Consider the following 26,684-nt stretch of genomic DNA (forward strand, 5'->3'; position numbering starts at 1 on the left):
GGTGACTCGACGCTGACTCAGCGGGTGTCGGAGGAGTCGCCGGTCAGCGCCGCGCGGCCTGCTTCCAGACGCGCCACGGGGATGCGGAACGGCGAGCAGGACACGTAGTCGAGCCCCGCCTCGTGGCAGAAGTGGACGGAGTCGGGGTCGCCGCCGTGCTCGCCGCAGATGCCGAGCTTGAGGTCAGGCTTGGTCTTCCTTCCCTCCTCAGCCGCGATCTTGACGAGGCGGCCGACGCCGTCCCTGTCGAGGGTCTCGAACGGCGAGACGCCGAAGATGCCCATCTCCAGGTAGCGGGAGAAGAACGCCGCCTCGACGTCGTCGCGGGAGAAGCCCCACGTCATCTGGGTCAGGTCGTTGGTGCCGAAGGAGAAGAACTGCGCGGCCTCGGCGACCTGGCCCGCGGTGAGCGCGGCCCTCGGCGTCTCGATCATGGTGCCGATGAGCGCGTCGACGCCCGCCTCCTTGAGGATCGCGACGGCTTCCTCGCGGACCGCCTCCAGCTCCTGCACGGCGGCGACCAGCGGGATCATGATCTCCGGCTTGGCCCCGGGTACCGCGCGGGCCGCGTCGGCGATGGCTCTGACCTGCATGGCGAACAGGCCGGGGATGACGAGGCCGAGCCGTACCCCTCGCAGGCCGAGCATCGGGTTCTGCTCGTGCAGCCGCTTGACGGCGGCCAGCAGCGTGCGGTCCTTGTCGGAGGCGTCGCCCGTCGCGACCTTGATCGACAGGTTCACGAGGTCAGGCAGGAACTCGTGCAGCGGAGGGTCGATGAGGCGGATCGTCACCGGCCGCCCGTCCATGGCCTCGAAGATGCCGGTGAAGTCGGCCTTCTGCAGGGGTTCGAGCGCGTCCAGCGCTGCCTGGCGTTCGTCGGCGTCGCCCGCCAGGACGAGGTCCTCGACGAGCTGCCTGCGGTCGCCGAGGAACATGTGCTCCGTACGGCACAGCCCGATCCCCTCGGCCCCGAACCGCACGGCGCGGGCGGAGTCCTCGGGGGTGTCGGCGTTGGCCCGCACGCCGAGCCTGCGCACCTCGTCGGCGTGCCGCATGAGCCGGTCGACCGCCCGGACCAGCTCGTCGTCCGGCGCGTTGCCCTCGAAGTACTCGACGACGGCCGAGTCCACCACCGGCACCTCACCGAGGAAGACCTCGCCCGTGCTGCCGTCGATGGAGATGACGTCGCCCTCGCCGACGGTGACCCCGCCGGGCGCGGTGAAGCGGCGCTCGCCGGTGAAGACCTCCAGCTCCTCGGCCCCGCACACGCAGGTCTTGCCCATGCCGCGGGCGACGACGGCGGCGTGCGAGGTCTTGCCTCCGCGCGAGGTCAGCACGCCCCTGGCGGCGATCATGCCCGACAGGTCGTCGGGGTTGGTCTCGCGCCTGACCAGGATCACGTCCTCGCCGGCGGCGGCCAGCTCCACGGCCCGCTCGGAGGAGAAGACGGCCTTGCCGACGGCGGCGCCAGGAGAGGCGTTCATGCCCTTGGTGATGAGCTTGCGGTCGCCGTCGGCGGCGAACCTGGGGAACATCAGCTGGGCGAGCTGGTCGCCGCTGACCCTGCCCACGGCCTCGTCGAGGGTGATGAGGCCCTGGTCGACGAGCTGCGTGGCGATGCGGAACGCCGCGGCGGCGGTCCGCTTGCCCACGCGCGTCTGCAGCATCCACAGCTTGCCGCGCTCGATCGTGAACTCGATGTCGCACAGGTCGCGGTAGTGGTTCTCGAGCTTCTCCATGATCTGCATCAGCTCGTCGAAGGAGTTGCCGTCGATGCGCTCGAGCTCCTGCAGCGGGATGGTGTTGCGGATGCCCGCGACGACGTCCTCGCCCTGGGCGTTCTGGAGGTAGTCGCCGTAGATGCCCTGCTGGCCGGAGCCGGGGTCGCGGGTGAAGGCGACGCCGGTGCCCGAGTCCTCGCCGAGGTTGCCGAAGACCATGGCCACGATGTTCACCGCGGTGCCGAGGTCGGCGGGGATGCGCTCCTGACGGCGGTAGAGGATGGCGCGGGGAGCGTTCCACGAGTCGAAGACCGCCATGACGGCCAGTCGCATCTGCTCGCGCGGGTCGGAGGGGAAGTCCTTGCCCGTCTGCTCGCGCACGATGCCCTTGTACGTCTCGACCAGGCCCTGCAGTTCCTCGGCCGACAGGTCGGTGTCCTGGCGGGAGCCCTTGAGCGACTCGAGGGCGTGCTCGAACAGCTCGCCGTCGATGCCCTGGACGGTCTTGCCGAACATCTGGATGAGCCTGCGGTAGGAGTCCCACGCGAAGCGGTCGTTGCCGCCTGCCTGCTTGGCCAGGCCATGGACGGATTCGTCGTTGAGGCCGATGTTCAGGACCGTCTCCATCATGCCCGGCATGGAGAACTTGGCGCCTGAGCGCACGCTGACCAGCAACGGGTCGTCGGCCTGTCCGAGCTTCCTTCCCATGGCGGACTCCAGCGCCCCCAGGTGCTCGGCGACCTCCGCCTCGAGCCCGTCAGGGACCGCGCCCTCCGCCAGATAGTGGCGGCACGCCTGAGAGGTGATCGTGAATCCAGGGGGGACGGGCAGGCCGAGATTCGTCATCTCAGCCAGATTGGCGCCCTTTCCCCCGAGAAGATCCTTGAGATCCTTGTTGCCCTCGGTGAAGTCGTAAACGTACTTGGCCACCACAACTCCTTTGCGAACGCCTCCGTTCCGGACTCTACCGATACAGAACAGCTTGAAACTGCACTAGTCGGTTAAGTCGATGTTTCCCCTGCTCAGGGTACATGTACCGGTCTAATCCAATGGAAATTAATTGGTTTATACCAATTGGTGTAAACCAATTTCCGTAACGCAGTAGGCGGACATGACAACGGCGCCGGAGGTGATCTCCGGCGCCGTTCGTTCCCGCCCTAGACCAGTCCGGCCGCGCGCACGTACCGCATCAGCGGGCCGTCCTTCAGCCTGCCTTTCCGCTCGGCCTTGATCAGGTCCCTGGTGAGCCTGAGGACCTTCTCCCTGGCGTCCGCCTCTTCGCCCTCCTGCACCTTCATCCCCGCCTCGCGGATGTCCTCGTGGGCCTTGTACGCCAGGTCGGGCTCGATCCCGCCGGCCGCCTCCTGCTCCAGGACCGCCCTGTCGAAGCCGCCGAGCCACTTCTGCCAGCCCCCGGCGGGCGTGTACTCGGAGGCCTCCCCCGCGTAGGGATCGTCGCCCTCGTCGCCCTCGGTGTCGCCGGGGCTCGGCGTCTGCGCCTCGGTCAGCGACTGCACCGAAGAAGGCGAAGGAGACGGATTCGTCTCGGCGGTCGTGACGGCCGCCGGGGTGGGCGTGGGCGAAGGCTCCTCCCCCCCACCGCTGTTGAGCGCCGTCACCCCGATCGCCACCGCCGCGATCAGCGCCACCCCCGCGAGCGCCTGCACCACCAGCTTCCTGTTCGGCGAGGAGGATCCTGACGCTCCCTCACCGGTCAGCATCGCGCCCGTCACGGGCACCGGGGCGCCGCGCATGTCCGTCGTCCGCGAAGGGTCATGGGCCGGCAGGACCGCCGTCGGGTTCGGCGCGGCAGGAGGGATCGGGTTCGGCACGGTCTGAGGGAAGGCGAAGGCGGCGAAGGCCTGCCGGACCTGCTCGGCGCCGTCGGGCCGCTCGGCGGGGTCCTTGGCCAGCATCGACAGCACCAGCCTGTCGAGCGCGGCCGGGACGTCGGGGCGCACCTGACTGGGCGGCACGGGCGTCTCGAAGACGTGCTTGCGCATGAGGTCGGCCGCGCCGCCCGAGAACGGCGGCTGGCCGCAGAGCAGCTCGTAGGCGACGCAGCCCAACGCGTACAGATCGGAGGCCGCGGTGCCCGCCTCGCCGTTGATCTGCTCGGGCGCGAGGTAGGCGGCCGTGCCGACGACGGTGCCGACCGTCGTCAGGCGGGAGGCCTCGCTGGCCACCTGCGCGATGCCGAAGTCGACGATCTTGAGTGTGCCGTCCGCGGTCCTGTGCAGGTTCGCGGGCTTCACATCACGGTGGATCACGCCCGCCTTGTGCGCCGCGTCGAGGCCCGCGGCGGCCTGGCTCATCAGCCGGCACACCTCGGGGATGTTGTACCTGTGCCCGTCGGCGAGCTCGTCGGCCAGGCTGCGGCCCGTCAACAGCTCCATCACCAGGTACGGGCGCCCGTCCTGCTCACCGGTGTCGAAAACGGTCACCACGTTGCTGTGCACGATCTGGGCGGCGGCCCGCGCCTCGCGAGCGAACCGCTCACGTGCCGCGGGCTGCGTCACCTGCGGAGCCAGAATCTTGACGGCGACAGCCCTGCCGGTCCGCGGGTCGTGTCCCCGCCAGACCTCGCCCATTCCACCGCGCCCGATCGGCTCGTCCAGCTGGTAGCGCCCGTCCAGCATCTCCGGCATATTTCCCGCCAATGGCTCAGAAGTCCTCGGTATTCCGAGCCAACCTATATCTTGACGACCCCGCCGAGTGGATTGATCGTCGGCGCCGCCGTCTCCGCGCCCTCGCGGGACGGCAGCCACAGCACGAACGTGCTGCCGCGTCCCAGCTGGGAGAAGACCGCCACCTGCCCACCGTGCGACTCCACGATCTGCCTGACGATGGCCAGGCCGAGCCCCGTGTGCCGGTCCCTGCGGCTCGCCTCGCCCCGCCAGAACCTGTCGAACACCCGCGGCCTGTCCTCCTCCGACAGCCCGGGGCCCGAGTCTCTGACCGCCACCCACAGCCAGCCGCCCTCGCGTCCCGCCGCCACCTCGACCCTGCCGCCGGGCGGCGAGAGCCGTACGGCGTTGGACAGGAGGTTGGCCACCGCCCTGCGGAGCGCGTCGTGATCGCCCGTCATGTCGAGCTCCCCGGCGAACGAGCCGGCCAGCGTGAGGCCCCGCTCTCGGGCCGGTGCCGCGTACTCCTCGCCCGCCTCGGCCGCCACCACGGCCAGGTCGAGGTCGGCGTCGGAGAAGGCGCTGCCCTGGCGCCTCGCGCTGGCCAGCAGGTCCTCGACCAGCCTGGTCATGCGGGTGGTCGCGCGATCCACGATGGCGACCGCGCGCTCCCGCTCCTCCTCCGTCGCCTCGGGCGAGGCCAGGACGGCGTCGACGTTGGTCCTGATGATGGTCAGCGGGCTGCGCAACTCGTGGGAGGCGTCGTCGATCAGCTGCCGCTGCGCCCTGAACGCCTCCTCCAGCCGGTCCAGCATCGTGTCGACGGTGTCGGCCAGGTCCCGCAGCTCGTCCTTCGGCCCCCCGAGCCTGATCCGCCTGGACAGGTCCGTGGCCTGGATCTCGTCGGTTGTGCGGGTGATCGCCCTGACCGGGCGCAGCACCCCGCCCGACAGGATCCAGCCGATGCCGAGGCTGGCCAGGAACAGGAAGGCGAGCGTGGCCAGCGAGTAGTCGCGCAGGGTGGCCATCGTCTTCACGTTGATGGCGTTCTCGACCTCCCTGACGTAGACGACCTGCTCCTTGCCCACCTGCTGGCCGTTGATGTACGTCTTGGCGAAGGCGGTCGTGTACGGCCGCTGCTCGGTCGTCATGGAGACGGCGAGATAGATGCCGCCGAGCACGAGCGCGGCCAGCAGGAACAGCAGCGCCGAGTAGAGCACGGTCAGCCTGAACCTGATCGTGTGGATCATGCGTTCTCCCTCAGCCGGTAGCCCCTGCTGATCACGGTCTCGATCAGGCCGTCCTCCTGCAGCTTGCGGCGCAGGTTGCCGACCGTGACGCGGACGGTGTTGGTGAACGGGTCGGCGTGCTCGTCCCACACGTGCTCCAGCAACTCCTCACTGGAGACGACATGGCCGGGCCTGGTCATCAGATAGTGGAGCACGCCGTACTCCTTCGGCGTCAGGGCCAGCGACCTGCCCCCGAGCGAGACCTCCATGCGTGCGGTGTCGATCCGCAGCGCTCCCACCTCCAGCACGGAGGTCCCGCCGGTCTCCCTGCGCAGCAGCGCCCGCACCCTCGCCAGCAGCTCGGGGAAGGCGAACGGCTTGACCAGGTAGTCGTCCGCGCCCTCGTCGAGACCCCTGACCCTGTCGTCGAGGCGGTCGCGGGCGGTCACCATGATGATGCGCACGCCGCTGCCCGTCGCCCGCGCCATACGGCAGAGCTGGAACCCGTCCCCTCCTGGCAGGTTGAGGTCGAGCAGCACCAGGTCGTAGCCGTTCAGCTGGAGCTTCTCCGCCGCCGTCGGCGCGTCGTAGGCGACGTCCACGGCATAGCCCGCACGGACCAGGCCGACGCGCAACGCGTCCACCAGGTCTTCTTCGTCCTCCACGACGAGCAGTCGCATGCTGTGCACCCTAGTTTCGGATGAGTCGTTCCGCGATGGGCGCGGCCCTGTCCATGGGGATGGCGAACCCGATGCCGGTGTTCCCCCCACTCCTGCTCGTGGCGATCGCGGTGTTCACGCCCACGGCCTCTCCGCGCGCATTGACGAGCGGCCCGCCCGAGTTTCCCGGGTTGATGGAGGCATCGGTCTGTACGGCGGTGCGCCGGCTGCTCCCCAGGCCGACCTCCCTGTCCAGCGCGCTCACGATGCCGGCGGTGACCGTGCCCGACAGTCCCAGCGGTGAACCGATCGCGAGCACCTGGTCGCCGACGGCCAGGTCGCCCGACCGGCCGAGGGTCGCGGGCGTCAGGCCCGAGGCGTCGTCGACCTCCAGCACCGCCAGGTCCTCGTCCTGGTCGGCGCCCACCACCCGCGCGCCGAGCCTGCGACCGTCGTTGAGCACCACGGTGGCCATGGAGGCGGCGCCGACGACGTGGGCGTTGGTGAGGACGTGGCCGCTGCCGTCGATCACGAACCCGGAGCCGCCGCCCCGCCTGGTCTCGACCGAGACCACACTGGGCAGCACCTGCGCCGCGGTGCCACTGAGCCCCTGGCCCGGAGTCGCCCGGCCCGGAGTCGCCCGGCCCGGAGTCGCCTGGCCTGGGCTCGCCTGGTCTGGCGTCGTCTGACCTGGGCTCGCCTGGCCCGGCATCGTCTTGCCTGTGCTCGGCTGGCCGGTGCTCGGCTGGCCGGGGCTCGGCTGGCCGGGGCTCGGGCGCTGGACGGCGGGCGCGCTGGGCAGGGCCGCGGGGGCAGGCTCGGACCCTTCGACGAGCCTCACCCCCGCGACACCCGCCACCCCGCCGGTGGCCGCGGCCACGAGCGCCGCGGCCACCAGAACACGGCCCCTGGACGCGCCCGCCGCCTGGGTCCCCGCGGCGGGCGGTGGCACGGGCCGTTCGGGCAGACTCGAGGGAAGCTCCCTGGAGTGGAAGTCGGGACCGCGCGGGCGCGCCCCGAGACCCGGCATGAAGGACCGCGAGCCGCCGGAACCCGCACCCGACCCCCCAGCCACCCCCACACTCGTCTCCACGGCAGACCCCACGCCGACGGCCGCGCCCTGCGCCATGCCCGCGCCCTGCGCCATGCCCGCGCCCTGCACCACGCCCGTGCTGTGCGCCGTGCCCTCGCCGCCGCCCGCACCCGCGCCCGCGCCTTCGCCCACCCTCGTGCTCATTATGTGGTTCCTCATTGTGTACCGGTTCATTATCCGCACCTCACGGCAGCCTGGAGAACCACAGCATCGACCCGAGCGCAGCCAGCGCCGCCAGCAGCAGACCCGCGCCGACGAACCACGGCCAGACCTCCTGCCGCTCGACGCGGAACCCGACCGAGGTGCCGATGTCGTCGTACACCGCCTGCAACTCGTCCCCGCTGGCCGCCTCGTAGAAGCCGCCACCGGCCGCGTGGGCGAGCTCCTGGAGCGCGGGCCCGTCCACCGGTACGGGAATCCGGTTGCCCTGGATGTCGATGGCGCCGGTCGGTGTGCCGTACGCGATGGTCGTGACCGGCACTCCGTGCTCGGCGGCCTCTCCCGCCGCCTCGGAAAGCGAGCGGCCCGTGGTGTTGGAACCGTCGGACAGCAGCACGATGTGCGCGGGCGGCGGCTCCTGCTCGGTGTCCAGCCGCCGGATGGCCTCCAGCGAGGAGTGAACGGCCTCGCCGATGGCGGTGCCCGAGGAGGTGGTGAGCCTGCCGAGCGCGCCCAGCACCGCCTGCCTGTCGGTCGTCGGCGGTACGGCGACGCTCGCCTGCCCGGAGAAGGCGACCAGCCCCAGGTTGAAGCGCGGCGGGAGGCCGTTGACGAACTGGCGGGCGGCCTCGCGGGCGGCGGTGAAGCGGTCGGGGGCGACGTCGGTCGCCTCCATGGAGGCCGACACGTCGAACGCGACCATGATCGTGGCCCGCTCCCTCGGCACCTTGACCTCGGCCGTCGGCCTGGCGAACCCGACCACCAGCAGCACCAGCATCGCGAGCAGGGCGGCGGCGGGCGCGTGCCTGCGCCACCCCGGGCTCTTGGGCGCGACCTTGTCCAGGAGGTCAAGGTTGCTGAAGCGGACCGCGTAGGCGCTGCGCCGCATGGACATCACCACGTAGGCCGCGGCGATGAGCGCGACCGGGATCAGCAGGAGCAGCCAGATCGGCGACAGAAGCGTCATGCCGCGTCACCTCCCGGTCCCCGCCATGACGATGGCCGGGGGCGACCCACGGAGCCCGGCTCCTGCCGTGACGGCACCCCAGGACCGGCCGGGCGCTCCATGGAGCCCGGGCCACTCCGTGACGGCACCCCAGGACCCGCCAAGCCCTCCACAGAACCCGGACCACTCCGTGACGGCACCCCAGAACCCGCCAGGCCCTCCACAGAACCCGGGCCACTCCGTGACGGCACCCCAGGACCCGCCGAACCGTCCGCGGAGTCCGGGCCTGTGGGGCGGGAGCGAGCGCCGTCCGGGGGACGCGCGGAAGGGCCCGCGAGGCGGGCGAGTCTGCGCTGGCGCAGCACGTGCTGGACGAGGTCGCGCACCCAGTCCCCGTCTGTCCGCAGGCGTAGGTGCGCGGCGCCGGCCGAGCGCAGCCCTGCCGCGATCCGCTCCCGCTGCTCGGCGGCCGCCTGCGCGTACCGCCGCCGCAGCCGGGCGTCGCCCGTCGACACCTCCCTGCGCCGCCCGCTCTCCGGATCGACGAGCGTCAGCACGCCGACGTCCGGCAGGGCGAGTTCGCGAGGGTCGACGACCTCGACGGCCAGCACCTGGTGTCCTGCCCCGAGCCGCCGTACCGCACCCGCCCACGTCGACGGATCGTCGAGGAAGTCCGACACGACGACGACGAGCCCGCGCCGCCGTACCAGCCGCCCGAGCTGCTCGGCGGCGGCCCCGAGGAGCGGCTCCCGCACCCCTGGCGAGGTGCGGGACAGCGCGAACATCGTCTGGAGCAGCGCCATCAGGTGCGGGCGTCCCGTCCTGGCCGGCACCGTACGGATCCCTCCGCCGTGAAGCAGGTGGGCGCCGATCCTGTTGCCGGTGCGCTGGGTCAGGAATCCGACGGCCGCGATGGCGGCCAGCGCCAGCTCCCGCTTCTCCATCGCGGCCGTGCCGAAGTCCATGCTCGCGGTGGCGTCGAGAAGCGCCCAGATCTCCAGCTCCCTGTCCACGATCAGGTCCCTGACGTGCGGCGAGTCGGTGCGGGCGGTGACGTTCCAGTCGATCCGCCGCACGTCGTCGCCCACCTGGTACGGCCTCGCCTCGGCCGGCTCGCTGCCCTGCCCTGGCACGAGGCCGAGGTGCTCGCCCTGCAGCAGGCCGTCGAGGCGCCGGGTGACGACCAGTTCGAGCCTGCGCAACGCCGGTTCGGCGGCGAGGTGGTTCCTCATGCCGCCTCCTGCTGCGGAGCGATCACCGGCATCGGCACGGCCTCGATGAGCCGGTCGACGACGCTCCTGGCGGAGACGCCGTCGGCGAGCCCGTCGAACGACAGCACGAGCCGGTGCGCGATCACGTCGTGCGCCAGCGCGCGCACGTCGTCGGGCAGCACGTACTCCCTGCCCCTCATCAGTGCCAGGGCCCGCGCCGCCGCCAGCAGGCCGAGCGTGGCGCGCGGCGATGCGCCGAACGCCAGCGCCCGCCCGACGTCCTGCAGGCCGTGTCTGGAGGGCTCTCTCGTGGCGTGGACCAGGCGCACCGCGTACTCCGCGATCGCATGGTGGACGAACACCTCCTCCGCTCGCCGTTGCAGCGCGACGATCCGTTCAGGGTCGAGTACGGCCTGCGGAACGGGCGGGTCGACGCTCATCCGGTAGACGATCGCCAGTTCCTCCGACTCACTGGGATAGCCCACGTCGATCTTCATCAGGAAGCGGTCGCGCTGCGCCTCGGGCAGGTGGTAGACGCCCTCGGACTCGATCGGGTTCTGTGTGGCCAGCACCAGGAACGGCGCGGGCATGGGGTGGGTGACGCCGCCGATGCTGACCTGGCGCTCCGCCATGATCTCCAGCAGCGCCGACTGCACCTTGGCGGGCGCCCTGTTGATCTCGTCGGCGAGCACGAGGTTGGCCATGACGGGTCCGAGTTCGATGTCGAAGCTCTCGGTGGACGGGCGGTAGATCCTGGTTCCGACGATGTCGGAGGGCACCAGGTCGGGTGTGAACTGGATGCGCGCGAACGACCCGCCGACCACCGTGGCGAGTGTCTCGGCGGCGAGCGTCTTGGCGATGCCCGGCACTCCTTCGAGCAGGCAGTGGCCTTTGGCGAGGACGGCGACGACCAGGCGTTCGACCATGTGGTCCTGCCCGACGATCACCCTCTTCACCTCGAACAGCGCCCGTTCCAGCAGCTCTGGTTCGGTCATGGCTGGACCGGCCGCGGGCAGTCGTCCAGCACGACCCTCAGCTCGACGGCCTGTGGGCCGGGGTCGGCGAAGGAGGCGGCGCTCCCCGTCATGACGAGCGCGACACCGGCCAGGACGACGGCCCCCACCTTCCAGCGTGATGTGCGTGCCATGGATCCTCATGTCCCTTCGTAGGTTCACGAGGAATGTCATCAAACCGCCGCGAAAACCGGCGTAACGCTCGCCTTTATCTGAATTTTCGGTCGCGCACCGCTGCGGCCGTGGAGAGCTTTACCGGGCCTTTCGGTCGCGCGACCTACGATCCCGGCATGATGTCACCCTTCAAGCGTTACCTCGCCGAAGAGATCGCACTCGATCACGTCGAAGGGCTCATCCCCCGCCGCGAAGCCCTGCGCAGGCTCGGCCTGCTCGGACTCGGCCTGCCCGCCGCCACCGCGCTGCTGACCGCGTGCGGGGCGGGCGCGGAGGGCGCGGCGACGGCCACGCCCACGCCCGGTCCCGCGTCCGGCGCGCCCGTCTCCCCCGCAGGACCCTCTCCGCTTCCGGCCGAGGCCGTCACGTTCGCGGGGCCCGAGGGCGTCACTCTGCTGGGAGCGTGGGCGCAGGCACAGGAGCCCAAGGGCGCGGTCCTGGTCATCCACGAGAACCGCGGGCTCAACGACCACACCCGCTCGGTCGCGGGACGGCTGGCGGCCGACGGCTACTCCTCGTTGGCGCTCGACCTGCTGTCGCGCGAGGGCGGCACGGACTCCTTCGGCGACACCGCGCAGGTCACGGCCAAGCTCGGCGAGATCCCGCCCGAGCGGTTCGTCGCCGACATGAAGGCCGCGCTGGGCGAGCTGTCCAGGCGGGAGAACGGCGCGAGGCTGGGCATGGTGGGGTTCTGCTTCGGCGGCGGCATGACGTGGCTGCTGCTGGCCAACGCGGAGCCGCGGCTGTCGGCGGCGGCGCCGTTCTACGGCCCCCTGCCCGACGGCGCCGACTTCGCCGGCAGCAAGGCGGCCGTCCTCGGCATCTACGCCGAACTGGACGACAGGGTGAACGCCACCCGCGACGCGGCGCGGACCGCGCTGGAGAAGGCGGGTCTCAAGCACGAGATCGTCACCTTCCCCGGCGTCGGCCACGCGTTCTTCAACGACACGGGCCCGCGGTACAACGCGCAGGCCGCGGCGCAGGCCTACCAGCGGGTCATCGCCTGGTTCGGCACGTACCTGGCCTGAGCTCAGCCGTTGTCGATCTTGACCTGGTACTTCCACTCGGCCCACGCCCACGGCTGCCCGTACGTGCCGGTCGAGCATCCGGGCCGCGTGCCGCAGACGTCGGCCCGGACGTCGAAGCGGTACGTGCGAGCCGAGTACGGATCGACGAGGTCATAGGTCTCGACGGGCTTGGCCGCCGAGGTGGTGAACGTCCTGGGGATGCGCGCGACGCCGTTCCCCCAGATGCGCATCGAGAACCTGCCGCCCTCGAAGGCGCGGCCGAACATGAACCTGATCTTGCGCTGGTGCCGCACGAAGCTGACCGACAGCACCCGCATCTGGCCGTTGACGTGCGAGAAGGCGATCTGCCCGTAGTCGAAGGACTGGCGGCGGCCGGGCGGCTCGAAGGTCTCCTGCGCGTCGCCGACCGGGCAGCCGAGGACGGCGCGGCCGCCGAGCAGGTCGTAGCGGATCCGGATCTGCTGGTCGCGGATCTCGAAGTCGCACGTCCGCGCGGACGCGGGGGCGGCGGGAAAGGCCAGGGCGGCGGACGCCACGACGAGGGCGGCCGCGGCGTTGAGCCCGCTCATGCGTCCGCCGACACCGACACGGTCCACCCCTGGCGGCAGACGTCGCCCAGCGGCTTGTCGTCGCAGCCGCGCACGCGGAAGGTGAAGTGGCCGCCGGGCCCGTGGAAGGAGGCCGCCCCGCGTACCCGCAGCCCGTCGCGCCTGGTGTAGGTGCCGTTCGCGATGTGCGTGGAGCGCACAAGGATCTCGAAGTAGTCGTAGTTGAACGGGTTGCTCGGGCCCCACCTGACGTAGGCCCTGCCGTCCTTGCCGTAGGCCGCGACGATCATGCGCCCGCCCTGGTCGGGCGACCAGGCGATCTGCCCGTTGGCGAAGGTCTGGCGGCGGGCGTTGCTGTTGGCGATGCCCTTCTCGGTCGAGGCTGGGCAGCCGAACACCCCGCCCTCACCGCCCATCGTCTGCCAGTACTCGCCGATGAGGCCGTAGGGCTGGATCGCGCAGGAGCTCGTCCTCGCCTGGGCGGGGGTGGCCGCGCCCGCGACGGCGAGCGCGGCGACCATCCCGAGAGTGATTGCTCGTCTCATGGGCGAAAACGTAGATCGCGCCCCGGATGGCCTACATGAGTACAGGGGTACTCAGATCCGGCGGAGAGGGGACTCATCGCCCATCCCCGCCGGCCGACCGCCGGTCGGCCGGCGGAGCCGCCCGCCGACCCCAGGCTCAGTCGTTGAGGTGCTGGCGGAGGTAGGACTCGACCTGGTCGAGCGCGATGCGCTCCTGCCCCATCGAGTCGCGCTCGCGGATGGTCACGGCATGGTCCTCGAGGGTGTCGAAGTCGACCGTGATGCAGAACGGCGTGCCGATCTCGTCCTGGCGGCGGTAACGGCGGCCGATGGCGCCCGCGTCGTCGAACTCGACGTTCCAGCGCCTGCGCAGCTGGGCGGCCAGGTCCTTGGCCTTGGGCGACAGGTCGGCGTTCCGCGACAGCGGCAGGACCGCGACCTTGACGGGCGCGAGCCTGTGGTCGAGGCGCAGCACCGTGCGCTTCTCCATGACGCCCTTGGCGTTGGGAGCCTCGTCCTCGTTGTAGGCGTCCAGCAGGAAGGTCAGCGTGGCGCGGTCGACACCGGCGGCAGGCTCGATGACGTACGGCACGTAGCGCTCGCCGGTGTCCTGCTCGAAGAACGACAGGTCGACACCCGACGCCTTGGAGTGGGCGGTGAGGTCGAAGTCGGTGCGGTTGGCGATGCCCTCGAGCTCACCCCACTCGGAGCCGGCGAAATTGAAGCGGTACTCCACGTCGACGGTGCGCTTGGAGTAGTGGGACAGCTTCTCCTTCGGGTGCTCGTAGAGGCGGAGGTTGTCCTTGTTGATGCCCAGGTCGGAGTACCAGCGGTAGCGCTCGTCGATCCAGTACTGGTGCCACTCCTCGTCGGTGCCCGGCTTGACGAAGAACTCCATCTCCATCTGCTCGAACTCGCGGGTGCGGAAGATGAAGTTGCCCGGCGTGATCTCGTTGCGGAACGACTTGCCGATCTGGCCGATGCCGAACGGCACCTTCTTGCGCGCCGACTGCTGCACGTTGGCGTAGTTGATGAAGATGCCCTGCGCGGTCTCGGGGCGCAGGTAGGCCAGGCCCGACTCGTCCTCGACGGCGCCGAGGTAGGTCTTCAGCAGGCCGCTGAACTGGCGCGGCTCGGTGAAGGTGCCCTTGTTGCCGCAGTTGGGGCAGGTGATGTCGGCCAGGCCGTTCTCGGGGGCCTTGCCGTGCTTCTCCTCGTAGGCCTCGATGAGGTGGTCGGCGCGGAAGCGCTTGTGGCAGGACTGGCACTCGGTCAGCGGGTCGGTGAAGGTCTCGACGTGGCCGCTGGCCTGCCACACCTCAGGGGCCAGGATGACGCACGAGTCGAGGCCGACCACGTCTTCGCGGGCCTGCACCATCGACAGCCACCACTGGCGCTTCACGTTGTTCTTCAGCTCGACGCCCAGCGGACCGTAGTCCCACGACGCGCGCAGGCCTCCGTAGATCTCGCTCGAGGGGTAGACGAGCCCCCGTCGCTTGGCGAGGCTGACGATCGTGTCCATGACGTCGGTCCGGCGTGCCATTGGCTGAATCTCTTTCCGGCTGGAGGTCGGCGAGTGGAATGATGAGATCCCAGCTTAGGGGACATCCGGCCGCCTCCGCGCGCGACTATACGTCTCAGCTGGAAAGGTAGACGTCCTCGAAGGCGCTGGGCTCGTTGACCATGAGAATCATGAGGGGATACATCGCCATCCTGGCGGCCGACAGCGCGCGGCGGTAGAAGCCCGCGCCCTCCCACTCGCTGACCAGGGCCCACAGGTTGGGCTCGTCGACCGACCGGCACAGTCGCCCGCGCAGGTAGCCGGGCTGCGCGGCGAGCACGTCGATGATCTCCTGGCCTTGCTTGAGGAACTCTTGGGAGCGGGCCTCGGGGACGGTGTAGCGAATCAGTGCGAGCACACGATCCAGGATGTCAGACAAGAGGCCTATCCTGATGCGTGCTCTTCAGGATCCGCCGCTCCCAGCTCGCGCTCGCCGCCGCGGCCGCCTACCTCGGCGTGGTCGGCTATCTGAGCGTCGCCACCCTCCTGGGGCAGGTCGACGAGCTCAGCGGCGAGAGCCCGCTCGGGGAGCTCACCTCACCTGTCTCGCTCCTCCCTTACGGCCTGCGCCGCCTGGGGCTCCTGCCTTCCGCCGCCGGTGCCTACACGATCGCGGGCGTCGTCCAGACGGTGCTCATCTGGCTGCTCGTCAGGGGCCGCCGCCCCGCCGAGACGCTCGGCCATCTGGCGGACGGCTACCGGCGAGGCCGGGTGGCACTGGCCGTCTCCCTGGCGTACCTGCTGCTCGTGACCGCGGCCGCGGTGTTCGGGATCGTGGCGGCCGCGCACGAGGCGGGCAGCTTCGCCCTCATCTACTGGATCCCGCTCGCGCTCCCCCTCTCGCTGGCCGCGTCGTACCTGCCGGGCTCGCTGCTGCCCATCGGGATGATCCAGGCGTGGGTTGTGTGGCGAATCTTCAGGGGCGGGCGGGTGCCGCGCTAGGCTCGTGAGGTGGCCACTCGAAAGCCCCTCCCGCCTGGCGAGCAGTTCTTCACGCCCGGCGCCACGGGCCTGCGCAAGGCGGTCGAGCAGCGCAGCGCCGTCCCCATCACGTTCCTGTTCACGCAGGTGCCGCGCTGGGTCGCGCCCGTGCTGCTGGTGATCCTGCTGCTGGCGGGGTTCGCTCTCGACAGCTGGCTGGGCGGGGTCGCGGTGGTGCCTGTGGTCGCCTTCGTCGGATGGCTCGCCTACCTGTCGTGGCCCTCGCTGGGGGCGGGCGGCAAGCTGCTGCGCGTGGCGATGCTGACCTTCCTCGTCCTCGTGGCGGCCGACAGGTTCGGCGCCTTCTAGTCCTCAAGGTCCATCCAGGGGATCCGACCTCGGCGTGACGCGAGCTGTCTCCGCCGTGACGTACGGTCCGGAGTCATGCGTCGTTTTCTGGCCGGTGTCGTGCTCGTGCTGTGCGCCACGGGCGCCGGTTGCCTGCCCGGCCTGGGCCCGCTGGAGCTGCCCGCGATGACGGCCGCCGGGCTGGGCGAGCGCTACGCCGCCAACGGCGCGGTCGCCGGACGTGGCCGCCAGCTCCTGGCCTATGACGAGGCCGGCGACGGCCGGGCGATCGAGGTGGTCGGCGATCTGGCCGCGGCCACGAAGGTGATCGTCTTCGTGCCCGGCACCGGGTTCGGCCTGCACGACTTCGACGGCACCTCCGCCTCCCCCGCGGGCGCGGCCAGGACGTTGTACGCCAGGGCGGCGGCGCTGGAGCCGGGCGCGAAGGTGGCGGTCATCGGCTGGCTCGGCTACGACGCGCCCGAGATGACCGACTGGGACGTGCTGACCACGCTGCCGGCCGCCAAGGGCGCCAGGGCGCTCCGCGAGCTGGTGGCGGCCCTGGACGGTAAGGAGCGGATCAGCCTGGTCTGCCACAGCTACGGCACGGTCGTGTGCGGGAAGGCGGCGCCCGGGCTGCCCGTCGACGACATCGTCGCGCTGGGCAGCCCGGGCATGGGCGTGGCCACCGGGGCCGAGCTGCGCACGCCCGCCCGCGTGTGGGCCGCGCTGTCCAGGAAGGACGACGTGTTCAGGGCGGGTGTACGGATCGGCCCCGTCGGGTTCGGCGCCGATCCCGTCGGCGACGGATTCGGCGCCAGGGTCTTCGACGGGGGCGACGGCGGCCACAACGACTACCTGCGTCCCGGCAGCGCCACCCTGGACACCGTCACCTCCATCGCGCTCAGTGGGACAGCATCGTGTAGTTCGGGAAGTTGCCGGGCAGCCGCTCACCCTGCCGCCCTTGGGTGACGGCCCGCACCAGCAGGTCGCCGCCCACGAACGCGCCGCGCCACGACGCTCCGAGCCCGCCGAACAGCTCCTCCCTGTCGCCGCGTGAGCGGGGCTGGTTGATCCCCACCTTGAACGCCCGTACCTCGCCGGCCAGCCGCTCGGCCGTCTCCCGCGCGTCGCAGGAGATCGTGGCCACGAGCGCGCCGTTGCTGGCGTTCATCGCGGCCAGCAGCTCGGCCTCGGTGTCGACCAGGACGAACGTGTCCACAGGACCGAACGGCTCGGCGTGGAACAGCGGCGAGGAGCGGGGCGGATCGAGCAGCGCCACGGGAGCGAAGTAGGCCTCGCCCTCCACTTCAGGCCCCCGGTAGAGCGGTACCGCGCCCTTCGCGATCGCCTCCTCCACCTGGTCGGCCAGCTCCTTGGCCTTGGAGGCGTTGATGAGCGGCCCGAAGTCCAGCTCGGGCAGCGGGTCGCCGGGGGCCTCGACCTGGAGCGGATGGCCGTACCTGAGGTCCCGGACGGTTCCGAGGTAGGTGGCGAGGAAGTCGTGGAACAGCTTCCGCTGCACGACGAAGCGCGGGTAGGCGGTGCAGCGCTGCTTGCCGTAGTCGAAGGACTTCCTGATCTGCCCGGCCAGCAGGTCCCAGTCGGAGTAATCCCACACACCCCAGCAGTTGAGCCCCTCCTGCTCAAGGACGTGCCGGCGGCCTGCCAGGCCCGCGCCACCGGCGAGCGAGGTGGCCACCTGGGCGCCGGCGTCCCTGCCGCCGACGAACGACACGCAGCCCAACTCCCGCGCGCCCACCAGAACCGGCGACAGCTCCGCGCCGCCGCCGCTGACCAGCGTGAACGGCAGCCCTTCGCGCACGGCGAGCGCCGTGGCCAGCGTGAGGCAGGACAGGCCGCCGTCGGTGGGCGTCTTGGCGACGACCGCGTTGCCCGCCAGCGCCTGGACGAGCATCGCGTGCATGAGCACGCTCATCGGGTAGTTCCAGCTGGCGATGTTGCTGACCGGACCCGGCAGGGGCGTGCGGCCCTCGATCATGCGGTCGATCTCGTCCAGGTACCAGCGGACACCGTCGAGGCAGCGGTCCACGTCCGCGCACGCCGTACGCCATGGCTTGCCGATCTCCCAGACCAGCAGCAGCGCGAGCAGGTCGCGGTTGGCCCGCATGGCCTCGACGGCGCCTGCGACCCGCGCCTTGCGTTCTGACAGCGGGACGTGCCGCCACTGGCGGTGCTCCTCGACGGCCGCGTTGACCGCCCGCGCCGCGCCCGCTCTGTCCATGCGCGGCGGACCTGCGACGGCCGTGCCGTCGATCGGCGAGAAGACGGGCGAAGGACGGCCGTCGCGCTGCCAGAGGCCGCCCCAGTGGTTGAGCACCCTGTCGTCGTGGAAGGCCTCGGGTGCCACCGTGCGGCAGCCTTCGTAGGCGTCGGACCAGGCGGTCCCCGGCTTCAGCATGAACGCCTCCTCAGTCCGACCAGTCGACGGCCGGGATCGTCTCGAACTCCTTGACGGCGTCGAGCGCGGGCCCCATGGCCGCGTTGGCCTCGCGCTCGACCATCACCTCGACGAGCACGGGAAGCCTCTCCTTCTCCGCCTCCTTGGTCGCCCACGCGAGGGCGTCGCGGATGTCGCCGGGCGCCTCGACCCTGCGCGCGGGGCAGCCGAACGCCTCCATGGCCTTGACGTGGTCGACGCCGCCCAGCTCCACCGCGTAGTTCATGCCGTAGGGGATCTCCGCCTGGCGGATCAGGCCGAGGTACTCGTTGTTGATCATCACGATGACGAAGGGCATCCTGTACTGCGCGGCGACGGCCACCTCCTCCATCAGGAACTGGAAGGAGTAGTCGCCGACGACGGCGACGACCTGGCGTTCGGGGCAGGCGAGCTTGACGCCCGTCGCCGCCGAGACCTCCCAGCCGAGCGGGCCCGCCTGCCCGCAGACGAGGTAGCGCCTGGGCAGGTAGGTCTTCTGGAACTGGCCCGACCAGATCTGGTAGAGGCCGATGGCGGTGACGAACGTGGTGTCCCTGCCGTAGAAGTCGTTGATCTCCCTGAACACCCTGGGCGGTTTGATCGGCACGTCGTCGAAGTCGTCCCTGCGGGGCATCGTGCTGCGCAGCGTGTCCACCCTCTTGACCCACTTCGTGCGCGTTCGCTCCGGGACGGCTTTCGCCTCCCCTGCCGCGCTCTTCGCCAGTTCGGCCAGGAACGGCCTGGCGTGCGAGACGATGCCGAGGTCGGGCTCGAAGACCTTGCCGAGCTGGGTGGGCTCGATGTCGACGTGGATGAACGTGCGGCCCCTGCGGTAGACGTCCAGCTCGCCCGTGTGCCTGTCGCCGAACCTGGCGCCTACCGCCAGCACGACGTCGCTCTCCAGGAAGACCGCGTTGCCCCATCTGGTCTGGGTCTGGATGCCCGCCATGCCGGCGAACAGCTTGTGATCCTCGGGGAAGGCGCCCTTGCCCATGAGCGTCACCTGCACCGGGATCCGCAGCCGCTCGGCCGCCTCCCGCAGCTCCTCCGCCGCGTCCGCGCCGATCACGCCGCCGCCGGCCAGGATGAGCGGCCGCTTCGCGGCCTCCAGCAACTCCAGCGCCCGCCGTACGGCCTGCGGCCGCGGCCCTGGGATCTCGACGGGCAGCGGCGCGTCGAGCGCGGGATCGTACAGGCAGGTGCCGCGCTGCACGTCGATCGGCAGGTCGATGAGAACCGGCCCCGGCCGGCCCGACCTGGCGATCCTGAACGCCTCGCGGAACACCCACGGCGCCTGGGCCGGCTCCTTCAGCTGGACCGCCCACTTGGTGACCGGCTTGGCGATCTCCACGATGTCGACGGCCTGGAACGCCTCCTGGTGCAGCTTGGCGGTCGCGGCCTGGCCGGTGACGCAGATCATCGGGATGGAGTCGGCCAGCGCGGTGTAGAGCCCGGTGATCATGTTGGTGCCGGCGGGGCCGCTGGTGCCGATGCAGACGCCGACGTTGCCGGTCACGCGGGCCCAGCCGTCGGCGGCATGGGTGCCGCCTTCCTCGTGCCGGACCGTGACGTGCCGGATGGAGCTGGTGCGCAGCGCCGCGTAGAGCGGCAGGATGGCGGCGCCGGGGATGCCGAAGACCGTGTCCACGCCCTCCGACTCCAGGACCGAGACGACCGCCTCCATGCAGGGGATCCGGTTCATGCGCTGTTGATCCTCTCGATCACTTTCAGCAGGGCGGAGTGGTCGAGCGAGCCGAGGCCCTGGGCTCTGGCCGCGGCGACGAGCTGGGTGACGATGGCGGTGAGCGGGAGCGACAGGCCCGCGTCCCTCGCGGCCGCGGTCGCGATGCCCATGTCCTTGTGGTGCAGGTCGACGCGGAAGCCCGGGGTGAACTCGCGGGCGACCATGCTGTGGCGCTTGAGCTCGAGGATCCGCGAACCGGCCAGGCCGCCCGCGAGCACGTCGAGACCCTTGGCCGCGTCGACGCCCGACGCCTCCATGAGCAGGATCGCCTCGGCGACGAGAGCGTAGGTGCCGCCCACGACCAGCTGGTTGGCGGCCTTCACGGTCTGGCCCGCCCCCGGAGGACCGACGTGCACGATCGTCTTCCCGACGGCATGGAAGACCGGTAACGCTCTCGCGAAGTCCTCCTCCGCCCCGCCGACCATGATCGAGAGACTGCCCTCGATCGCGCCCCTCTCGCCGCCGCTGACCGGGGCGTCGAGCGCTCTCAGCCGCTCGGCGAGCCGGCGCGACGTGCCGGGGTCGATCGTGCTCATGTCGATGTACAGCAGGTCGGGCCCGCCGTACTCGACGATGTCGGGAAGGACCTCCTCCACCTGCGGCGAGTCGGGCAGCATGGTGATGACCACGTCCGCGCCCGAGATCGCCTCCTTCGCGCTGCCCGCCGTCCTGCCGGGGCGGTCGGGGGCGAGGTCGAAGCCGCGGACGTCGAAGCCCGCCCTGTCGAGGTTCGCGACCATGGGCGCGCCCATGATGCCGAGACCGATGAAGCCGATCCTCATGCCGTCCTCCAGTCGAACGCGCCCTGGCCCTCGTGCCGGTACTCCAGGCCGATGTGACCCCCGTAGGCCTCCAGCCGCTCGAAGATCGCCCGGTACGGCATGCGCCCGCTGCCCGGGTGGCCGCGCCCCGGGTCGTCGGCGATCTGGACGTGGCCGAACCTGTGCGCCTGGGTGTCGATCAGGTCGAGCACGTCCTCGCCCATGCGGTGCAGGTGGTAGAGATCGGCCAGGAACTTCACGTTGTCGCGGCCCACGTCGTCGATCACCTCGAAGGCGCGCTTGGACGAGGTGATGGGGTAACGCGGGTTCTCGTAGGTGTTGAGCGCTTCGACGACGACCGTCGCGCCGATGTCCGCGGCTCTGTCCGCGGCTTTCCTCAGGTTGGCCGTGGCGGCGCGGCGACACTCGGGGGTGTCGTCGGCGTTGCCGTACAGGGCGTTGAGTATCCGGCAGCCGAGGCTGCCGGCCAGCTCGACCGCCACGTCGACGTTGGCGAGGAACCTGTCGGTGCTGGTCAGGACGCCCCTGTCGCCGCCCGGCATGTCGCCTGCGTCGAAGTTGAGCGCCACGAGCCGGACACCCGCGTCGTCCACGGCGGACCTGAGCGCCTGAAGTTCGGCCCTGGGCGGGGTGGGGCCGTCGAACGGCCACCACATCTCGACCGCGTCGAAACCCGCCCGAGCGGCGGCGGAGGGGCGATCCAGGAGGGGGAGGTCGGTGAAGAGGATGCTCAGGTTGACGTCGAATCTCAGCACAGCGCCCGCCCTTCCTTCCCTGACCCGCACTCGCTCCCCAGCCCGCACGCACGTCGTCGCCGGCTCCGGACCGCCCGTTCGCCCGACACGGCACCCCGCCCGCTGGGGCCCGCCCTTCGCACGTGTGTGACGGCACCCCGCCTGCCGGGGCCCGTCCCTCGCACGCGTGGGACGACACCCCGCCGCCGCTTGGGGCGCGGAGACTCGACCATCGCCCTGACCCGCCACCTCCCCCGGCCCGGCGGCACGGCGGTCACGACGCCCGGCCCCTCCACCGCTCCCACGCCGACCACCGCGGGCCAGGCACAAGCCCGGCTTCCTCCCGCACCGGCCACGACGACGACCCGCCCCCGCGGCCGGGCAGACGCAACGCCGGACACGACGCCCGACCCCTCCGCCGCTCCCACGCCGACCACCGCGGGCCGGCCGTACCCGCGGCTTCCTCGCACATCCGTCACGACGGCCCGTCCCAGGGTCGGCGGCTCGCCCCGCAGGACACTCAGCCCCCCGGTCGGCGGCGTGGCGGTCACGACGCCTCCCTGATCGGGCGGCCGGCGAGGACCGATCGCATGAGTCTGGCCGTCTCCGAAGGCGTCCTGCCGACCCTGACCCCCGCCGCCTCCAGCGCCTCCTTCTTCGCCTGCGCCGTACCCGACGAGCCGGACACGATCGCCCCCGCGTGGCCCATCGTCTTCCCCTCGGGCGCCGTGAACCCCGCCACGTACGCCACCACGGGCTTGGTCACCCGCACCGAGATGAACGCCGCGGCCCGTTCCTCCGCATCGCCCCCGATCTCCCCGATCACCACGATCGCCTCGGTGGCGGGGTCGTCCTCGAAGGCTCGCAGGCAGTCGATGTGCGTGGTCCCGATCACCGGGTCGCCGCCGATGCCGACCGCCGTGGAGAACCCGAGGTCCCTCAGCTCGTACATCAGCTGGTAGGTCAGCGTCCCCGACTTCGACACCAGCCCGATCCTGCCGTGGCCCGCGATGTCCGCCGGGACGATCCCGGCCGACGCCTGCCCTGGGCTGATGAGTCCGGGACAGTTCGGCCCGACCACTCTGGTACGGCCTCGCGCCTTGGCCAGGAACCGCAGTGTGTCGTGCACGGGAACGCCCTCGGTGATCACCACGCAGAGCGGCATCGCCGCCTCGGCCGCCTCCTCCACCGCGGCCCCTGCGAACCTCGGCGGCACGAACACCACCGACACGTCCGCGCCGGTCTCCTCCATCGCCTCGGCCACCGTGCCGAAGACCGGCACCTTCCTGTCGCCGAAGTCCACCGACCTGCCGCCCTTGCCGGGCGTCACGCCCGCCACGATGTCGGTGCCGGCCGCCAGCATCCTGGCGGTGTGCCTCGCGCCCTCCGCGCCGGTCATGCCCTGCACGAGGACCCTGCTGTCCTTGGTCAGAAAGATCGCCATCACGCACCTGCCGTCGCGAGCCTGGCCGCCAGCTCGGCGGCGCCGTCCATCGTGGAAACCTGCCGGAGCGCGGGGTGCCTGGCGTCGCTGAGGATGCGCCTGCCCACCTCGGCGTTGTTGCCGTCCAGCCGGACGACGATCGGGCGCGCCCGGCCGCGCTCGCCGAGGAGTTCGAGCGCGGAGACGATGCCGGTGGCGACGGCGTCGCAGGTGGTGATCCCGCCGAACACGTTCACCAGCACCGATCGGACGTCGGGGTCGGACAGGATGATCTCCAGTCCGTCGGCCATCACCTTGGCCGACGCGCCGCCGCCGATGTCGAGGAAGTTCGCCGGCTGGGCGCCTGCCTGGGCGACGACGTCGAGCGTGCTCATGACCAGGCCCGCACCGTTGCCGACGATGCCCACCTGTCCGTCGAGCTTCACGTAGTTGAGACCGCGCCTGCGCGCCCTGGCCTCCAGCCCGTCTCCTTCGTCCCCCCTCTCCGCCCACTCCCCCACGGGACAGCCGGCTTCCCGCTCCCCCACAGGACGGCCGGCTTCGCGAGCCGCCTGCCCGCCGTGCGGCCCCTCGTGCCTGAACAACCCGTTGCCGTCCAGCGTGATCTTCCCGTCGAGGGCCACGATGCGCTGGTCGGTCGTGCAGGCCAGCGGGTTGACCTCGACCAACAGGGCCCCCTCCTCGACCATCACGCGCCACAACCGGTCGAGCACCGGCGCTGCCGCGTCGGGCAGCCCCGCCGTACGGGCGAGCGCCGCCCCGTCCACCCCGCCGAGGGCGTCGATCGGCACCTTCGTCAGCGCCTCGGGCCTGGTCGCGGCGACCTCTTCGATGTCCATACCGCCTTCTGTGGACACCATGGCGAGGAAGCAGCCGTTCGCCCGGTCCACGAGAAAGGCGGCGTAGTACTCCTCGAACGGCACCGTGGCCTCCTCGACGAGCACCGAGTGGGCGGTATGCCCCTTGATATCCATCCCGAGGATGCGGCCCGCCGCCTCTTCCGCCGCGGCAGGTCCCGCCGCGGGCTTCACCCCTCCCGCCTTGCCCCGACCTCCGGTCTTGACCTGGGCCTTGATGACAACCGGGGTGTCCAACTCCGCCGCGATCGACCGCGCCTCATCGGGGGTGACGGCCACCCCGCCGCGCGGTACGGGGACACCGTGCCGGTTGAAGAGCTGCTTCGCCTGGTACTCGTACAGGTCCATCGAGACTCCCTATGCGGTTCTTGTAGACGGTATACCGTATGGAATATGTCTCGTCTAGGGCCTCGACAGCCGACGGTGGACCGGATATCGCATACAGTATGGAAAATGCATTCCTCGTCCGGGACTGGCGCGGACGTTCCTACCTGGTGTCCGCCCCACCCGCCGACCGGCGCCGGATGTTCACGCTGGCCTGGCTGTCGATGCTCGCCATCGCACCCATGCAGTACGGCTACGCCGCCGCCGTACCGGCCTTCCTTGCCGAGGGCCGCACACTGGACACGGCGCTACTCCCCCTGGCGGTCTGGATCGCCTGCCAGTCGCTGGCCGCACTCCTCCTCCGCCCTCACGCGTCCGTCCCCACGCTGCACGCGACGACCACAGCCCTGCGACGCGACCCGGGAATCCGAGGGGATCCCTGTGGAATGACGGCGGACGACCCCAGGGCCGGATCCGACGATCAGGTCAGGTCGCCGGGCAGGCGGTGGGTCGTGGAGGGTGAGCCGGGGGCGAGTGACGACAGGGGCGCGCTCGGGGTTGACGGGCGGGAGTCCGAGGGCGGCGAGGATCGGCGGCAGACGGCGGACGCGAGATCCACGCCCACGGTGGACGAACCCGGGGCATGGAGCGATGAGGCGTGGCGACACGGAACCGGCATCCACGCGAGCCCCGTCCAGGGAACGGGTCAACCCGAGGCCCGAGGCAATGAGGCGCGGAGACACAGGACCGACACCCACGCCAGCCCCACGCAGGGAACAAGCCTCACGCAGGGAACAGACGGCCCCAAGGCGCGAGGCAACGAGGCGCGGCGGCACGCAACCGGCGTCGACGCGACAACCACAGCCGCAGCAGACCGACTCGAAGCACGAGGCAGCAAGGCCCTGGAACACAGGAGCGACACCGACGCGGGTCCCATACCGCCAGCAAGTGAGCCACGGGCACGGGGCAGCGAGGCGTGGGGGCATGCGACCAGCATCGGCACAGAAGCGACACCGGCGGCGGACGCGCCACGGGCGCGAGGCGGTGAGGGGCGGCGGCAGGGAACCGGTATCGGCGCGAGGACCTCACCCGCGCCGGGTGAGCGGAAGGTACGAGGGGGAAGGGGCTGGCCGGAAGGGACGACCGGCATCGGGGTGAAGCCCGCCCTCGCGGTGGGGGCGGTGCTCAGCGGGCTGGGGCTGGCCACGGTCGCGCTGTCGGACGAGCTGTGGGTGTTGCTGGTCGGCTTCTCGATACTGGGGGGACTCGGGGGCGGGCTGGTGTATGGGGCGTGCAGTCACCTGGTGGCGAGCTGGTATCCGGAACGGGCGGCGGCGCGGGTCGGGTACGTGACGGGGGCGTTCGGGTACGGGGCGCTTCCGCTGGTCGCTCTCCTGGGTGTCGCGTTGTGGGCGGGTGACGTCGACCTCGCCTCCTGGACGGACGGTTCGCCCTCCGAGATGGCAGGGGCAGTGGGTTCGGAGGTCTTGGGCCCGGGGGCCGTGGGCGTGGGGGCTATGGGCCCGGGAGCCACGGGGTCCGGCGCCTCCGGCGCCCTGGAGTCCGGGGTCATGGAGTCCGGGGTCATGGGATCCAGTGCTCTGGAGTCCGGGGTCATGGGGTCCGGCGCCCTGGGGTCGGGGGTCATGGGGTCGGGGGTCATGGGGTCGGGAGCCGTGGAGTCCTGGATTGGGGGCGTGTTGGGAGCGGGGTTCGGGGTTTGTGCGGCTGTTGCGCTGATCGCCATCGGGCTGGCCGCTCACCTCGTACGGGTGCCGCCGTATCGCTGGTGGCCTGACACGGTCGACCCCAGGGAGCGCGCGCTCGACGCCGTGATACTGCGAAGGACGCCGCCTGCGGTGCGGGAGTTCACGCTCGGCCAGGCCGTGAGGACGCCCGCACTGAGGGTGCTCGCCAGCATCCTGCTCTGCGCGGGGACGATCTCGATCTTCAACGTGGTGGCCGTGGGGACGTCGGGGTCCTGGCCGGCGTTGGCCGTGCTGATCGGGTTGAACGGAGTCGGACGGGCGTGCGCGATGCGGGTGTCCGAGGTGATGGGACGTAGGCGTGCGCTGGCCCTGACCATGGCCGTGCTGGGGATCGGGCAGATGCTGCTGGCGGCGGACGCGGTGATCCTCGGCGCGGTGGTGGCAGGAGCAGCGGGAGGTGCGTTCTACCCGCTGGTGGCGGCGCTGGTGCGGGAGTTCTTCGGAGAGGGGCAGGTACGGGAGATCCATGAGGTCGTCTACAGCGCCAAGGCGGTCGCGGGCGTTGTCGGTGTGGCGCTGGCCGGCACCCTTCTGAGTGGTACGGCAGCCGCCGGGCTCGGGGGGCCTTTCGCCGGTACCGGGTGGTTCGTGGCGATGGGCGGTGCGGCGTCGGTGGCCGCGATGGCGAGTCTCGGCCTGCGCGTGCCGGGGCGGCCAGCAACGATCCCCGTCTGATGCAACGTTTTCGACATTGTTGTGGGGCGGAAGTGGCCCTGACGTCGGACGCGGCCCTGACGCGGACGTGGCCCTGACGCGGACGTGGCCCTAGACGAGTAAGTCCTAAGTCTGATCAGTGGTCGTAGGCGGTCAGTGATCGCGTGATGGGCT

24 protein-coding genes are annotated in these 26,684 nt (G+C 71.1%); 5 read left to right on the forward strand and 19 right to left on the reverse strand.

Annotated elements, in window-relative coordinates:
* Nucleotides 1-17: 17 nt before the first annotated feature.
* The 9 genes from ppdK to ACFSKW_RS45885 form a co-directional block, all read right to left on the reverse strand.
* Nucleotides 18-2,651 carry a pyruvate, phosphate dikinase gene (ppdK, locus tag ACFSKW_RS45845; RefSeq protein WP_379580900.1) on the reverse strand — a complete coding sequence of 878 codons (2,634 nt, stop codon included), beginning with the start codon at nt 2,649-2,651 and terminating at the stop codon, nt 18-20.
* A gap of 227 nt (nt 2,652-2,878) precedes the next feature.
* Nucleotides 2,879-4,369 carry a serine/threonine-protein kinase gene (locus ACFSKW_RS45850; protein WP_379580901.1) on the reverse strand — a complete coding sequence of 497 codons (1,491 nt, stop codon included), beginning with the start codon at nt 4,367-4,369 and terminating at the stop codon, nt 2,879-2,881.
* 44 nt (nt 4,370-4,413) lie between these two features.
* Nucleotides 4,414-5,598, reverse strand: a complete 1,185-nt coding sequence (locus tag ACFSKW_RS45855; protein WP_379580902.1) for a sensor histidine kinase — start codon at nt 5,596-5,598, stop codon at nt 4,414-4,416.
* Nucleotides 5,595-6,257: a response regulator transcription factor gene (locus ACFSKW_RS45860; protein WP_379580903.1), complete on the reverse strand. Its 663-nt coding sequence runs from the start codon at nt 6,255-6,257 to the stop codon at nt 5,595-5,597. The genes ACFSKW_RS45855 and ACFSKW_RS45860 overlap by 4 nt, the downstream gene beginning before the upstream one ends.
* A 10-nt stretch (nt 6,258-6,267) precedes the next feature.
* The gene (locus ACFSKW_RS45865; protein ID WP_379580904.1) at nt 6,268-7,473 is read right to left on the reverse strand and encodes a S1C family serine protease; all 1,206 of its coding nucleotides are present in this window, start codon (nt 7,471-7,473) and stop codon (nt 6,268-6,270) included.
* A gap of 40 nt (nt 7,474-7,513) precedes the next feature.
* Nucleotides 7,514-8,455 (reverse strand): VWA domain-containing protein, encoded by a 942-nt coding sequence (locus ACFSKW_RS45870; RefSeq protein WP_379580905.1) that lies wholly within the window; start codon nt 8,453-8,455, stop codon nt 7,514-7,516.
* The gene (locus tag ACFSKW_RS45875; protein WP_379580906.1) at nt 8,452-9,666 is read right to left on the reverse strand and encodes a DUF58 domain-containing protein; all 1,215 of its coding nucleotides are present in this window, start codon (nt 9,664-9,666) and stop codon (nt 8,452-8,454) included. Before ACFSKW_RS45875 ends, ACFSKW_RS45870 begins: the two co-directional genes overlap by 4 nt.
* Nucleotides 9,663-10,640 carry an AAA family ATPase gene (locus ACFSKW_RS45880; protein WP_379580907.1) on the reverse strand — a complete coding sequence of 326 codons (978 nt, stop codon included), beginning with the start codon at nt 10,638-10,640 and terminating at the stop codon, nt 9,663-9,665. The genes ACFSKW_RS45875 and ACFSKW_RS45880 overlap by 4 nt, the downstream gene beginning before the upstream one ends.
* A complete protein-coding gene (locus tag ACFSKW_RS45885) occupies nt 10,637-10,792 on the reverse strand; it encodes a hypothetical protein (RefSeq protein ID WP_379580908.1) in 156 nt (51 codons plus the stop codon). The genes ACFSKW_RS45880 and ACFSKW_RS45885 overlap by 4 nt, the downstream gene beginning before the upstream one ends.
* A 156-nt stretch (nt 10,793-10,948) precedes the next feature.
* On the opposite strand from ACFSKW_RS45885, the gene ACFSKW_RS45890 reads away from it, so the two are divergent.
* The gene (locus ACFSKW_RS45890; RefSeq protein WP_379580909.1) at nt 10,949-11,860 is read left to right on the forward strand and encodes a dienelactone hydrolase family protein; all 912 of its coding nucleotides are present in this window, start codon (nt 10,949-10,951) and stop codon (nt 11,858-11,860) included.
* A 2-nt stretch (nt 11,861-11,862) separates the two neighbouring features.
* Here the strand turns inward: ACFSKW_RS45890 and ACFSKW_RS45895 are convergent, their stop codons facing one another.
* The 4 genes from ACFSKW_RS45895 to ACFSKW_RS45910 form a co-directional block, all read right to left on the reverse strand.
* A complete protein-coding gene (locus ACFSKW_RS45895; RefSeq protein WP_379580910.1) occupies nt 11,863-12,429 on the reverse strand; it encodes a hypothetical protein in 567 nt (188 codons plus the stop codon).
* Nucleotides 12,426-12,953: an LGFP repeat-containing protein gene (locus ACFSKW_RS45900; RefSeq protein ID WP_379580911.1), complete on the reverse strand. Its 528-nt coding sequence runs from the start codon at nt 12,951-12,953 to the stop codon at nt 12,426-12,428. Before ACFSKW_RS45900 ends, ACFSKW_RS45895 begins: the two co-directional genes overlap by 4 nt.
* 136 nt (nt 12,954-13,089) lie before the next feature.
* On the reverse strand, nt 13,090-14,475 hold the full coding sequence (locus ACFSKW_RS45905; protein ID WP_379580912.1) for a glycine--tRNA ligase: 1,386 nt from the start codon (nt 14,473-14,475) through the stop codon (nt 13,090-13,092).
* Nucleotides 14,476-14,569: 94 nt separating this feature from the next.
* Nucleotides 14,570-14,851, reverse strand: coding sequence for an antibiotic biosynthesis monooxygenase family protein (locus ACFSKW_RS45910; RefSeq protein ID WP_379580913.1), 282 nt, complete (start codon nt 14,849-14,851; stop codon nt 14,570-14,572).
* A gap of 38 nt (nt 14,852-14,889) precedes the next feature.
* Between ACFSKW_RS45910 and ACFSKW_RS45915 the strand changes: the two genes are divergently transcribed.
* The 3 genes from ACFSKW_RS45915 to ACFSKW_RS45925 all read left to right on the forward strand — a co-directional run bounded on the left by ACFSKW_RS45915 (nt 14,890) and on the right by ACFSKW_RS45925 (nt 16,734).
* Entirely contained in the window at nt 14,890-15,435 is a 546-nt protein-coding gene (locus ACFSKW_RS45915; RefSeq protein WP_379580914.1) for a hypothetical protein, read from the forward strand.
* Between the two features lie 9 nt (nt 15,436-15,444).
* Nucleotides 15,445-15,783 carry a DUF6703 family protein gene (locus tag ACFSKW_RS45920; protein WP_379580915.1) on the forward strand — a complete coding sequence of 113 codons (339 nt, stop codon included), beginning with the start codon at nt 15,445-15,447 and terminating at the stop codon, nt 15,781-15,783.
* A gap of 75 nt (nt 15,784-15,858) precedes the next feature.
* Nucleotides 15,859-16,734 carry an alpha/beta hydrolase gene (locus ACFSKW_RS45925; protein ID WP_379580916.1) on the forward strand — a complete coding sequence of 292 codons (876 nt, stop codon included), beginning with the start codon at nt 15,859-15,861 and terminating at the stop codon, nt 16,732-16,734.
* Here the strand turns inward: ACFSKW_RS45925 and ACFSKW_RS45930 are convergent.
* From ACFSKW_RS45930 to ACFSKW_RS45955, 6 genes are all read right to left on the reverse strand, one after another.
* Nucleotides 16,667-18,184 (reverse strand): aldehyde dehydrogenase family protein, encoded by a 1,518-nt coding sequence (locus ACFSKW_RS45930; protein ID WP_379580917.1) that lies wholly within the window; start codon nt 18,182-18,184, stop codon nt 16,667-16,669. The two genes, ACFSKW_RS45925 and ACFSKW_RS45930, sit on opposite strands and share 68 nt — an antisense overlap.
* A 10-nt stretch (nt 18,185-18,194) precedes the next feature.
* The gene (gcl, locus tag ACFSKW_RS45935; RefSeq protein WP_379580918.1) at nt 18,195-19,904 is read right to left on the reverse strand and encodes a glyoxylate carboligase; all 1,710 of its coding nucleotides are present in this window, start codon (nt 19,902-19,904) and stop codon (nt 18,195-18,197) included.
* On the reverse strand, nt 19,901-20,728 hold the full coding sequence (locus ACFSKW_RS45940; protein ID WP_379580919.1) for an NAD(P)-dependent oxidoreductase: 828 nt from the start codon (nt 20,726-20,728) through the stop codon (nt 19,901-19,903). Before ACFSKW_RS45940 ends, gcl begins: the two co-directional genes overlap by 4 nt.
* Nucleotides 20,725-21,483, reverse strand: coding sequence for a hydroxypyruvate isomerase family protein (locus tag ACFSKW_RS45945; RefSeq protein WP_379580920.1), 759 nt, complete (start codon nt 21,481-21,483; stop codon nt 20,725-20,727). Before ACFSKW_RS45945 ends, ACFSKW_RS45940 begins: the two co-directional genes overlap by 4 nt.
* 526 nt (nt 21,484-22,009) lie before the next feature.
* The gene (gene sucD, locus ACFSKW_RS45950; protein WP_379580921.1) at nt 22,010-22,906 is read right to left on the reverse strand and encodes a succinate--CoA ligase subunit alpha; all 897 of its coding nucleotides are present in this window, start codon (nt 22,904-22,906) and stop codon (nt 22,010-22,012) included.
* Nucleotides 22,906-24,111 carry a succinate--CoA ligase subunit beta gene (locus ACFSKW_RS45955; protein ID WP_379580922.1) on the reverse strand — a complete coding sequence of 402 codons (1,206 nt, stop codon included), beginning with the start codon at nt 24,109-24,111 and terminating at the stop codon, nt 22,906-22,908. Before ACFSKW_RS45955 ends, sucD begins: the two co-directional genes overlap by 1 nt.
* A gap of 1,130 nt (nt 24,112-25,241) precedes the next feature.
* Here ACFSKW_RS45955 and ACFSKW_RS45960 point away from each other — a divergent pair.
* A complete protein-coding gene (locus ACFSKW_RS45960; protein ID WP_379580923.1) occupies nt 25,242-26,531 on the forward strand; it encodes an MFS transporter in 1,290 nt (429 codons plus the stop codon).
* Nucleotides 26,532-26,684 lie beyond the last annotated feature (153 nt).

This window comes from Nonomuraea mangrovi (assembly GCF_042681425.1).
Taxonomy (GTDB): domain Bacteria; phylum Actinomycetota; class Actinomycetes; order Streptosporangiales; family Streptosporangiaceae; genus Nonomuraea; species Nonomuraea mangrovi.